This is a genomic window from Nocardia gamkensis NBRC 108242 (assembly GCF_001612985.1).
GTDB classification, from domain to species: Bacteria; Actinomycetota; Actinomycetes; order Mycobacteriales; family Mycobacteriaceae; genus Nocardia; species Nocardia gamkensis.
The window spans coordinates 1-11,616 of record NZ_BDBM01000092.1 but is presented as its reverse complement, the minus strand read 5'-3'; the positions used below and the strand labels follow the sequence as shown (position 1 = coordinate 11,616).

Here is an 11,616-nt window from a genome sequence, read left to right as displayed (position 1 = left end):
ACTTCATCTCTTGGAGAAGATCTAGGGTCTGTGTCGAAGTGTGGTGAGGGTGGCCGTTTGGCCGCTCTCATTCATGCCGTAGCCATTGGTTGATGACGGCGATGTGGATGGTGGCCAGATAGCGGACAGCGAGCTTGTCGTATCTGGTGGCGACGGCTCGATGCTGTTTGAGCTGGTTGATGCCCCGTTCGACCACGTTGCGGTCGCGGTAGAGCACCGGGTCGAAAGCCGGTGGCCGGCCACCTGCGCTGCCGCGGTTGCGGCGGTGTCGGGCCTGGTCGGCCGGTACCGGAATCGTGGCCTTGATCCCGCGCCGGCGCAGCCAGTCTCGGTTGGCGCGGCTAGAGTACGCCTTGTCGGCCAGCACGCGATCGGGCCGAACGCGGGCGCGACCACCGGTGGCCTTGGCGACCTCGATCGTATCCAGCACTGCCGCGAATTGCGGGCTGTCGCCCGCCTGACCAGCGGTGATGAGTATCGCCAATACGCGGCAGCTCTGCTCACACGCCAGATGCAGCTTGGTCGTCCAGCCGCCCCGCGACCGGCCCAAACCATGATCAGCCGGCTCGGATTTCCCGCAGTCGCCGGGTGGTTCGGCCTGGCGGGCGCCGTCGCGGCGGGCACCAGCAGCATGCTGATGAGCCCGCACGATCGTCGAGTCGACACTGACCTGCCACCGGATCCGGCCGCCGGCTTCGGCAAAGACCTGCAACAGCTTCACGATCACCAGCCACACGCCACGGCGCTGCCAGCGGCGGAACAACCCGTACACCGCCGACCAGGACCCGTACTGCGGTGGAATGTCGCGCCAGGGGCAACCGACCCGAGTCCGCCACCGGATCCCGTCGATGATCTGCCGTTTCTTCCACTGCGGCGGACGGCCCGCCTTCTTGTTCGGGGACAGCAACGGTTCCAACCGCGCCCATTGAGCATCGGTCAGGTCCGCTCGCCCCGCCACCGTTACGCTGTTCACGAGGTCTCCGGTAGGTCTCCGGTTTTTCTTGGTCGTTAAACCACCTACCTGAGACCTCACCCATCTACCAACGCGGACAACAGCGTTCACCAAACGAGTTGAGGGTGGCACCGCCCAGCGGTGCCACCCTCAACTCACTTCGACACAGACCCTAGTCGTGTGCCACTCATGTCAACGGAACGCCAATCCGGGATCTGGCACGCTTTCCGTGATTTCGCTGCTCTGGATGGTTCAGTCGCTGAGCAGATGCGCTTGCGGAGCAGGTCGAGGTTGGCGCGACCAAACACCTGGCGTTTGATCATTTTGATGCGGTTGACGTGGCCTTCGACCGCGCCGCTGTTCCATTCCATGGTCAGCCCTGCAGTCGCGGCGTCTTGGTCGCGGCGTAGACCGCGAACGAACGAGTGCAGGGCGGGGTGATCATCGGCGTCGACGGCTTTCATCCAGGCTTCCAGCTCGCTGCCGCGTCGGTGACGCATCATGTCGGCGAAGCCGCGGACATGGTCGGCCAGTGTCGCCAATTCAGTGCTGGCGGTGAGGATCGCGTCGAGTTGCCGCTGCTGGTCGGGTGTGAGGCCAGCGGGATCGGTCATGAGCCAGGACGTGACTCTTCGCACTGTGGGCGGTTTGGGCGGTGTCCGCGCGACCTCGTCGCCGGTGCGGAACTGGTGCAGGTATTTCCGCAGGATCTTGTCGCTGCCGCGGTAGCCACGAGCCTTGATCTCGACGAACAGTTGAGTGGCGTTGCTGCAGCCCTCGTTCCACCGTTGGTGCAGATAGGGTTTGTAGTCCTCGAGGATGCTGCGACGGAATCCGGTCCGGTTGTGGACCAGCAACTCGTCCGGGCTCGCAGCGCGGGCGAACCGACGGGCGGTGCCGCGAGCCAAACCCAGGTCTGCGGCTATGCCGCGGATGCTGCGGCCCTCGGCGAGCAGTTGATGCACCGCTTCATGGCGCAGTCGGGTGCGCACGGCGGTTCGGTCAGTGCGCTCTGCCGGCCCCAATGGCATCGGTGATGGTGCTGGCGTGGTGGCCGGTTGCGGTGACATCGTGGGTTCGGACTCGTCGACGATGGCGGCCGCGAGGTATCGACGATGGGTGGTGACTGCTCTTTCGACCGCTTCGCCGAGGTTGTGCCACATGTGCCAGCGGTCGGCGACCTGCATGGCGTTCGGGGCGCCCGAGCGGATAGCTTCGGCGTAGGCGCCGCCGCGATCGCGGCATACGATCTCGATGCCCGGACGGTCGCGCAGCCACCTCGCCAGGGTCTCCCTGGTTCGATCGGGCAGGACCTCGACTGGACGCCGGGTTTGCATGTCGATGAGGATCGTGCCGTAGTGGTGGCCCCGGCGCAGCGCGAAGTCGTCGACGCCGAGCACCGTCGGGACCGGCGCTGCCGGATCGGGTAACGCTCTGATCTGCCGCAACAGTGTCATCCGGCTCACCGCGGCGGCCAGATGCTGGGTCAACCGCGCACCGGGGCGACCGCCCAAGGCCAGTGCCACAGCGTGCAAGAGCCGCTGCAACACCGTGGTGCGCCGCGCGTGACGCCCGGCCAACTCGGGCACCTGCTCGGCGAAAGTCTCTCTGCCGCAATCGGTGTTGTCGCAGAACAACCGCCGCACCCGCAGCCGGATCATGACCTCACGCCCGCCCACGGCAGTGTCGGACAATCGCCGCTCGTGGCGGCTGTGCACCCGCCTCGACGGCATCGAACACTCCGGACACCCGACCGGACCGTCGCCGGTCTCGGCCGTAATTCCGATCACCGGTCCCGTCGCACCGATTGCATCAATCCGCAGCCCGTTCAGGTGCGGGAACAAGACCGCCCACGGCCCAATCTCTGAACACCGGGCACATGATCAAACACCATGCTGCTGAACGCAATTTGCCTGGGTCAATCACGGAAAGCGTGCCAGATCCGATTTTCGAAGAGCGCTGACACCACCGGAGTTCCGTCAGCGCGCGATCGAGTTGGCACGCAGCAGCGACAAGCCGATCGGTCAGGTCGCGAAGGGTTTGGGGATCTCGGAATCGTGCCTGCGGAACTGGCTGCGACGTGCCGATATCGATGAGGGCGCCCGGGAGGGCGTGACCAGCGCTGAACGCAAGGAACTGGCTGAGTTGCGGCGCAAGACTCGGCAACTCGAACTGGAGAACGAGGGGCTGCGTAAGGCTGCGGCCTACTTCGCACGGGAGAACGTCCTCCCAAAATAGTGTTCCCGGTGGTCGCGCAACTGGCCGAAGCCGGCATTCCGGTCACGGTCTTATGCCGTGTGCTGCAGGTGTCGACCTCCGGGTACTACGAGTGGAAGCAGCGGGGCGAGTCTGCGCGTGCTCGCGCTGATCGTGAACTCACCGCCACGATCACCGAGGTCCACATCGCGGCGCGCGGTACCTACGGTGCTCCGCGGGTGCATGCCGAACTGCGGCTCGGTCAGCGGATCCGAGTGGGTCGCAAACGTGTGGCCCGGCTGATGCGCAGCGCTGGGCTGACCGGCATTTTCCGCCGTCGCCGAGGCTGCACCACGCGAGATCCGCAGGCCAGTCCGCACCCGGGCCTGGTCAACCGCCGCTTCAGCGCCGATGGTCCGGACCGGTTGTGGTGCATGGACGTGACTGCGCACCGCACCAGTGAAGGCTGGGTGTACTGCGCGGTCATGCTCGATGCGTTCTCCCGGCGCATCGTCGGCTGGTCGATTGCAGACCATCTACGCGCCGAACTGGTCTGCGAAGCCCTCGACATGGCCCGCTGGCGGCGCAGACCGCCGGACGGGCAGACCATAGCCCACAGCGATCACGGCGCTCAGTACACCAGCTGGGCGTTCGGGCAGCGCATCCGCGTCGCCGGGCTACTCGGGTCGATGGGATAGATCGGGGACTGTTTCGACAACAGTATGGTCGAGAGTTTCTTCGGCACAATGCAATTGGAATTGCTCGACCGCAAGCAGTGGACGACACGTCAGGAACTGGCCAACGCGATCTTCGACTACATCGAAACCTTCTACAACCCCAGAAGACGACACTCCAAGATCGGAATGCTCAGCCCCGTAGAGCACGAAAGAGCCCACACCCCCGCTCACGCAGCCGCGTGAGCATCACACCCAACCCGTCCGGGAAACCGGGGCCAACCTCACATCAAGTCGGTTGACCGCCGAGTTGAGCGATGGCCTCTCGTAGACGTGTCTGCTGATTCGCCGATTGCCGAGGGTTGGACAACAACGTTTGGAGTATATGAATTGCTCGTGCTCGGTCGGTATCGTCCAACCGTTCCGCCATCTCGCAAAGGTGCTCTGAAATTGTCTGCACCGGCCGCCAGTAGCTCAGTGCCTTGCCGATGCCCTCGTACACATCGATGACAGCGGTGTCGTCGAACCCCCTTGTGATGGCGACTGTTGCCGACTTGACCCGCCACTTGGGGTTCGTCGCTGCGGACCGCAGGAACGCGATCGGTGCCTTGCCATCGGTGACAAGGCGTTTGGCGAGCTTGATGCCTGCTTCGCCGAGTTCGTCGTGCCGAGTGGTCATGAGTTGCTGCGCCAACTCTCTGAGTTGCACAATATCGGCTTGCTCGGCGGATACGACTCTCTCTGAGAGTCGGTCAACCGCCATGATTCGAAGGTGCGGCTCCTCAAGTATGGTTGCCGCGAAACCGATGAGCTCGCTGTTGGGGACATCGTCATTCCCGTCAGCCAGTGCTGCGAGAACCCTCGAGCGAACCGGTGTGGGGTTGTCCAAGCGTGCACGCACGATTGCTTTCAGGTGCTCGGCGAATGACGCGGCGAAATCGGCCACTGACTTGTATCTGTTGTATCCGCGACGCTCGGCTTCGAGCCGGGAAAAGAATTCCTCGACTGCCTGGATCTGGCGGTGTGCCTGCATCACAATGGAGGCATCCGTCGTGGAATCGAGATCAAAAGAGACCGGACCCTCCCGTCGGTATACCAAGACCTCAGGGGTTCCTGATGCGTGATGGGCGCGAATTGCGTCCTCGTACTCCCATTCCGTCCCGGTGACAGGACGGTTCCCACCGTCTTTCGCGTATTTCGATGGCAAGGGGGTGCCGAGTCGACTGTGAATAACGACGACCACGACATCACATTCCGACGGCAGTGGCAATCCTGCTGAGACTGCGGTCTGGGGGTCCACGGTCGCTAGCAAGGGTATCGAGCCGTACGGGCCGTCCCACGCCACGATCTCGAGCGTGACCTTGCCGCGTAGCACCGGGTCGTAGGGTACTCGGGCCGCTATTTCGAAGATCGCTTGGCGCTCATCTCGCACATCGGACGGCGAGGCGACAAAGATGCGGAAATGCTGAGGCACTGACAGATCGTTGCAGATCTGGGTTGTCGATTGCCGGGCGCACGGGAAGTGACGGTACGGGTCACGGTGTCTTCGCATCAACACAGGGCTCGGTAGGCGAGACTGATCGGCACATACAGTTCCCGCTGCGACTGGATGAATGCTCCTCGAGCACCGGCGGACAGCCCCCACGGGAGCAGGCGTGGTCGATGAATTTGCGCTCGACGATGCCTAGACAGGCGTCAAGGACTCTATACGTCCGATGGCCTATACGCGCATGACCCGGAATTGGGTCTGACCTCGGCCTTCGGACGGTTGGCTGGAGTTGGGAAGCGCCTGCTCATTGATATCTCTTACCGTGGTTGTCCTGGGCGCACCAGGTAAGTTTCTTCACCAGCGAAGCAGCGCGGCGTGTGAATCCGAGGCGGGAAGAGTTTCTGCGGCTTCGGGCCGAGGGCCTGACGCGTGCTGAGGCGGCGAAACGGATGGGGGCCGACAAACGCTCGGCCGCGGACTGGGACAAGGGCATCACGATCATCAACCTGGGCCGGATCTACCCAGACGGCCGGGTCGTGCGTTACCCGGAACCGATACTGGCCGACGTGAATTCGGCACGCACAGCCCCTGCTATCGGTGGGAAGGTCGACCTTGATCGGGTCGAGAAGGTGATCCATCCGCGTTACTTGAGTTTGCTCGAGCGGGAGCATCTGCGTGACTTGCATCGGGCTGGGATGTCGATCCGGAAGATTGCCGCGCAACTGCAGCGTTCGCCATCGACGGTCAGCCGGGAGCTGCGCCGCAACACTGCGTCATCGCGTGGATATCTGCCTCATACGGCGCATCGGCTCTCGGTTCAACGCAGATCGCGGCCCCGGCAGCCGAAGCTGTTGGCCAATCCGCGGCTGCGCGACTACGTTCAGGCCAAGCTGAACAAGAAATGGTCACCACAGCAGATCAGCAACCGTTTGATCAAGGAATTCCCTGACGCGGCGGACATGCGGGTGAGCACGGAAGCGATCTACCAGGCGATCTACGTCCACGCCCGTGGTGAGCTCAAGCGCGAGCTCGCCCGGCAGCTGCGCCGCGGCCGCGCAGCGCGCAAGCCCCGCCGGGATTCGAACGTTCGTCGGCCCCGGTTCGTCGACCCGATGACACCGGTCGCGATGCGACCGCCCGAGGCGGACTCACGTGTGGTCCCCGGCCATTGGGAAGGCGACCTGATCATCGGTGCGACCGGAAGATCAGCGATAGCGACGCTGGTCGAGCGGTCCAGCCGGTTCGTTATGCTCGGGCACCTCGCCAAGGGTCGCAACGCCGACGCGGTCCGCGACAGCCTCGTCGCAACCGTGTCGAGGTTGCCGGCGGTTCTGCGCAACACGCTCACCTGGGACCAAGGAGCCGAGATGGCTGAGCACCGAGCATTCTGCACCGCGACGGACATGGCCGTCTACTTCTGTGACCCCGGCGCACCATGGCAGCGCGGCACCAACGAAAACACCAATGGCGTTCTGGAGTGGTCCCCGAAAGTTGGACCGTGGAATTAAACCTTATGCGGCAGTGGAGGTTTGGGCGAGATACTCGTCGGGGCTGAGGTAGCCGAGCCGTTGTTGGATGCGGGTCGTGTTCCACCACTGCAGGTAGTCGGCCAGTCCGGCGTGGAACTCGTCAATGGTCGCGGGCTGCTGGATTCGGAACCATTCCTCTTTGAGATGGCTGAAGAATCCTTCCATGACGGCGTTGTCGAGGCACGTGCCTTTTCGAGACATGGACTGCGTGAGGCCGGCCTCGCGGAGCACGTCCTGCCAGAGGGCGTGGCGGTAGAGGAATCCTTGATCGGAGTGAACCAGCGGTTTCTCACCTGGCTGCAGGCTGTCGATTGCGGTGCGCAGACCATCGTCGACCATCTTCACGCTCGGCGATGGCCCGGCCACGGCAGAGATGACCCGGTTGTCGTAGAGGTCGAGGACCGGCGAGACATACACCTTGGAGGCCCCGATCGCGAACTCGGTCACGTCCGTGACCCACTTGGCGTGCTTGACCGCTGCGGTGAACTGGCGGTTAAACACGTTGTCGGCCGCCTCGCCAACCTCCCCCCGGAAGGAGTTGTACCTCCGCCGACGGCGCACAGGGCACTGCAAGCCGAGCGTGCGCATCAATTTCAGTGCGGTCTTCTTCGACACCCGCCAACCGCGACGCAGCAGGATCGCCAGGATGCGCCGGTGACCGTACGCGCGTCTGCGTCTTCAAAGGCCTGACGGATGGCTTCTTTCAGCTCAGCATGCCGATTCGCGCGGGCGATTCTGTTCCGGTGGTCGTAGAACGTTGACCGGGGAAGGTGCGCGATCTGCAGCAAGAGCGATAACGGGTACTGCGCCTTGAGGTCTTCGACGGCGTGAACCTTCAGCGTCGTTCCTGTGACCTCAAGGCCCGCAATTTTCCCAGGTACGCGACCTCTGCGCGCAACCGCTCGTTCTCCTTGCGCAGCGTCTCGATCTCGTTCTCCGGTGCAGGGGTTCCGCGATCGGCCGGAGGCCGGCCGCGCCTCTTGGGTCGCAGCCCGTCTTCGCCCTCCCGTCGATAGACACTCGTCCAGTTCGCGACGGTGCTGGGCGAGGGGAGCCCGTATTCCTCGGCGAGAGCCCGTCCCGACTCGCCCGCAACATGACGGAGCACGATCTCGAGCTTGGTCCCGAAGTCGTACTGCCTGCGTTCCCTCGTCACCAGCGCGTCCCGTCCTCTCAGTTGCCATCGCTGGTACAACATTTGAACGGGGTTTGGGGCCAGGTCAAGCGACAAGGACGCGGACTTCGCGGTGAAGCCTTGTTCAAACAGTTCGACGGCCGAGACGGCGTCGGCCTGACTCAACGTGCTTCCCGAGTACATCGGCCTGCTCTCCTGAGGATGGACACTTACGGTGTCCAACTTCAGGGGACCACTCCAGTTCTGCGCCAATACTTCCCACGGACCAGTGACCTGCGAGCTCATGATACTGCGGCGCTCCAAGCAGTCGCGGACGAACTCAACGGCCGACCCCGCAAAGCACTGGACTGGGACACCCCTGCCGAGCGGTTGGCTGCTTTACTGGACGCCTCGTAGTCAGACCGTTGCGACGATTGCTGGAATCCAAGCCAGAGAGGGATGGGTCTACTGCGCCGCGGTCCTGGACGCATTCAGTCGGCTGATCGTTGGCTGGTCCCTCGACTCCAAGCAGGACTCGACCCTGGTGGTCAACGCCCTGGACGTGGCCATCCGCAACCGGAGCCCGGAGCCCGGAGCCCGGAGCCCGGAGCGATCGTGCACGCCGACCACGGCACCCAGTTCACCTCCTGGGTCTTCGGTGAGAAGATCCGCTCCGCGGGCCTGGTGCCCTCGTTCGGCACTGTCGGCGACGGCCTGGACAACGCGATGATGGAAAGCTTCTGGGGCTCAATGCAAATAGAGCTGCTGAACCGCCAGAAGTGGAACACCCGGGTCGAGCTGGCCAACGCGATCTTCGAATACATCGAGATCTTCCACAACCGCCAACGCCGCCGTTCCGCGCTCGACTACCGAACTCCGATCGAACACGAACTATCCTTCGACAACGACACCGTCCGCGCTGTCAGTTAGCCACCGCGACTGGAACCCAACCGGTGGGGCAGGTCAAATTTGTCACCTGATCGTGCAGCAGTCCCACGATGCGTCACCGTGGGTTTCGGATCGCGGCCAGGTTCCAGCGTTTGTGCGAGGCCGCCATGTAGTTGGCGAGATCGGCGGCCGGGTGAAGTCCCAGACGTCCTGGTCGAAGTTCGGTCCCGTGGTGCCGGGCGCGAAGGAGGTGACAGTCGAGTCGGGTCCGGCCACATGCGGCTTACTGCTGTAGCGGTTCGTTGCACGTGGTGTAGGGGATGGTCGATGTTCTGCGTCCGGGTGGAGCCGGGCGTGTTCGCCTATTAGCCGGTGTATTTAGGTGTTGGCTCACGGCGGGGCATCAGCCTGTCGACGCGATGCTCTGTCGGTGAGGGTCGACGAGTGCGAGGTGTGCGCCTCGTGCCTTTGGGGATCGATAGTCCGCCCGCGCGGCTCGTCGCTATGGCGTGGGCGGCCAGAGGGTGCGTGCGAGGCGCCTTCCAACAATTAGGGCGAATACCATTCCAGGGATCTTGTTGATGCTGGCTGCACTGAGAAACGGCGGCAACTTTAGGTCGTCGTACGATATGCCGTGAAACATTCGATACATGAAGGTTGGAACGAGGAATGCCGCTACAGAAAGTGCAAAGGTGAGTATGGTAGCGCAAAGTGGCAAAGAGTCCATCATTCGTCGTGGGCTATCGACACATGCGACAACCGCAGATGCGGCAACCAACGCTAGCGATATTCCTGAGAATAAATTCCCTGCTCTCGGCGGCAGCAGTTGCCACACTACGAGGACGGCCGCGGTTGCTGCGGCGGTGACCCAATAGAGTAATTGTCCTATCTCGTACCCGATGTCCCACAATTCGGCTGTAAGAATAACTGCCATGAAAGTTGCGCAAGTCAGGCCAATATTCCATACGGCAAAGGGCTTGCTGTTGCGGTTCAGCCAGCGATTTCTTGGTCCGTCGAATTGATACTGTCGATGTCCGGCGAGGAATAGGGGCTGCCCGTAGGCTACATTTGAGCGAGTCTGCCTCAGGAGGATCAGCAGGTGAGACTTGCGGCCTATGCTGGACTTTGTGAAGTGGATCGTTCTGCCGTTCAATCTGAGCCGCCGATTGACGTAGGTGCCACCTTCCAGGCACCATGTCATGGATACAAAAACGATGCCGAGCCAGAATGTATAGAGTCCGAGTTCGGTGACCAGCCTCATGGGAATGTCGAAATGAAATGATGGGGGTCGCCATCCATCTTCGCCGGGAAGAGTCGAATTCCATGGCCATTTCCAATCCCAGGGGATATCTCGACCGCCGCCGGTAGTTTGGGGCAACGTGAGCCCTAGAATGGTTCGAAGGGGGTATCCGAGGCCGACCAGGGCTATTACCGTCCACCCGGCACCGATGGATGCTTGGCCATCGGTGCTAGTATCGAAACAGTTGCGCTCTATGCTGCGCACTCTCTCGTACACAATGGCCAAGGTGATGACGCCAATTGCCATTGGCGCTACATGATGGAAGAACGAGATGAATGGTAGACCGCATAATATAATTACTAGTGCGAATCGTATGAATATAGCACCTAGGGTCGCAAAGGCTGCGATTCTTGAGCCGACGGCTAGAGTTGGGATCCGTCCGCGCTGGGCCGCTGCTGGTGATTCCTGATCTTCACTAAGCCCCCTGAGGTCGTTGAGTTGATAGCGCCCTTGGTACATCAGGATTTCGAGAATGAACCACAGTACGAGTGCCCTTGGGACGAGAAATGGAACTTGAAGTATCGGTGGTTGGATGGCTACTAAAACGAGGACTCCGATAAGAAAGAAGAGCGCCTTGCTCAAGTCCATTGGCCGGGGCAGCAGCAAATACGAAAAAAGTGAGCGCTCATCTAAGGAGGGACGCGTCTCCGGTAGCAATGAGTAAGTCCGTCGGACCCGGGTGTCTTTTACTAGCTTGAGAAAATATGTGCGACCGCGGACGGTCGCATTTAACCCTTCGACTGCTAGCAGCGTCACTATGGGGCCGTATACGACGAGCATCGTGAATTGTAGATAGAAGGCGTAGTCGCGCGCCATGTAGCAAACTAAAACGACAAAAATGAAGAGAAGCGAAATGATTGCCGTTATTTGCAAGAATCGCGGAATTCGGAATCCGCGACTGAGAGAGTTCAGCTCGACGATCATCTCGCGATACGTAAGGGCTTTGAGGTGCGGGTATCCGGCTAGGTCAGGTATTGTGGCCGGAAGCATCGTCGAGAGTTCTCGCTCTATCGCGCGACCGTAAAAGCTGCGGGCCGTCGCAATTGATGAGGTGATTTGTAGCATGCATCCCAAAGCTAGCGGGATTAGCGGGACCGTCGCTGCTGCCTCGTCTGGAATTCTGATGGTTGGCTTCTCGCTACCGACAAATGTGACGAATGCACCGAAAAGTGTCAGTGTTGCGACAACCCCGCTGAAGACGCCGACCAATTGATTGTTTAGCTCACGCTCATCGTCGCGTGATGCAACGTAGTCTGCGAGCAGTGCATCGAAGTAGTTCTGCTCACGATCCACGTTGTGCCTGTCTGCCTCGGGCTATCACCGTCTGCCGCGGTATGCGCATACTCGGTGACCGTCACGTCAAAAAGTAAGTACCCCAGCTAATCTGGGCTGTATGCTCCTCAAATATTCATCAGCTCAAGCGATCTTACCTGCTTCACACCTGTGGCACAGCCTGAAACAGGGTCCCGCTCGG

9 protein-coding genes and 3 pseudogenes are annotated in these 11,616 nt (G+C 61.7%); 6 read left to right on the top strand and 6 right to left on the bottom strand.

What is annotated here, in order from left to right:
* Window positions 1-67: 67 nt before the first annotated feature.
* Window positions 68-973 (bottom strand): IS5 family transposase, encoded by a 906-nt coding sequence (locus tag NG1_RS34550; protein WP_062978045.1) that lies wholly within the window; start codon window positions 971-973, stop codon window positions 68-70.
* Between the two features lie 134 nt (window positions 974-1,107).
* Window positions 1,108-2,742 (bottom strand): ISL3 family transposase, encoded by a 1,635-nt coding sequence (locus tag NG1_RS34545; RefSeq protein WP_063910509.1) that lies wholly within the window; start codon window positions 2,740-2,742, stop codon window positions 1,108-1,110.
* Between the two features lie 169 nt (window positions 2,743-2,911).
* Between NG1_RS34545 and NG1_RS34540 the strand changes: the two genes are divergently transcribed.
* From NG1_RS34540 to NG1_RS36215, 3 genes are read left to right on the top strand one after another with little or no spacing between them, the layout of a single operon-like run.
* Window positions 2,912-3,190: a transposase gene (locus tag NG1_RS34540; RefSeq protein WP_062978044.1), complete on the top strand. Its 279-nt coding sequence runs from the start codon at window positions 2,912-2,914 to the stop codon at window positions 3,188-3,190.
* Window positions 3,191-3,198: 8 nt separating this feature from the next.
* The gene (locus NG1_RS34535; protein WP_168434289.1) at window positions 3,199-3,846 is read left to right on the top strand and encodes an IS3 family transposase; all 648 of its coding nucleotides are present in this window, start codon (window positions 3,199-3,201) and stop codon (window positions 3,844-3,846) included.
* Complete coding sequence (locus NG1_RS36215; RefSeq protein ID WP_281218408.1) at window positions 3,847-4,068, top strand: IS3 family transposase; 222 nt, start codon at window positions 3,847-3,849, stop codon at window positions 4,066-4,068. It begins immediately after the preceding gene.
* A gap of 43 nt (window positions 4,069-4,111) precedes the next feature.
* Here NG1_RS36215 and NG1_RS34530 read toward each other — a convergent pair whose 3' ends face one another.
* Window positions 4,112-5,296 (bottom strand): DUF4062 domain-containing protein, encoded by a 1,185-nt coding sequence (locus tag NG1_RS34530; protein WP_062978043.1) that lies wholly within the window; start codon window positions 5,294-5,296, stop codon window positions 4,112-4,114.
* 341 nt (window positions 5,297-5,637) lie between these two features.
* On the opposite strand from NG1_RS34530, the gene NG1_RS34525 reads away from it, so the two are divergent.
* On the top strand, window positions 5,638-6,819 hold the full coding sequence (locus NG1_RS34525; RefSeq protein ID WP_245660183.1) for an IS30 family transposase: 1,182 nt from the start codon (window positions 5,638-5,640) through the stop codon (window positions 6,817-6,819).
* Between the two features lie 3 nt (window positions 6,820-6,822).
* On the opposite strand, the pseudogene NG1_RS37975 reads toward NG1_RS34525, so the two are convergent.
* Window positions 6,823-7,503: pseudogene (locus tag NG1_RS37975) on the bottom strand (IS3 family transposase); the annotation flags it as partial.
* 172 nt (window positions 7,504-7,675) lie between these two features.
* Window positions 7,676-8,140, bottom strand: coding sequence for a helix-turn-helix domain-containing protein (locus NG1_RS37970; protein WP_217275411.1), 465 nt, complete (start codon window positions 8,138-8,140; stop codon window positions 7,676-7,678).
* A 72-nt stretch (window positions 8,141-8,212) separates the two neighbouring features.
* Here NG1_RS37970 and NG1_RS38695 point away from each other — a divergent pair.
* Both NG1_RS38695 and NG1_RS34510 read left to right on the top strand, forming a co-directional pair.
* Window positions 8,213-8,371: pseudogene (locus tag NG1_RS38695) on the top strand (IS30 family transposase); the annotation flags it as partial.
* Between the two features lie 31 nt (window positions 8,372-8,402).
* Window positions 8,403-8,884 (top strand): annotated as a pseudogene (locus NG1_RS34510) (transposase); the annotation flags it as partial.
* Window positions 8,885-9,344: 460 nt separating this feature from the next.
* On the opposite strand, the gene NG1_RS37305 reads toward NG1_RS34510, so the two are convergent.
* A complete protein-coding gene (locus tag NG1_RS37305) occupies window positions 9,345-11,435 on the bottom strand; it encodes a hypothetical protein (RefSeq protein WP_157114415.1) in 2,091 nt (696 codons plus the stop codon).
* Window positions 11,436-11,616 lie beyond the last annotated feature (181 nt).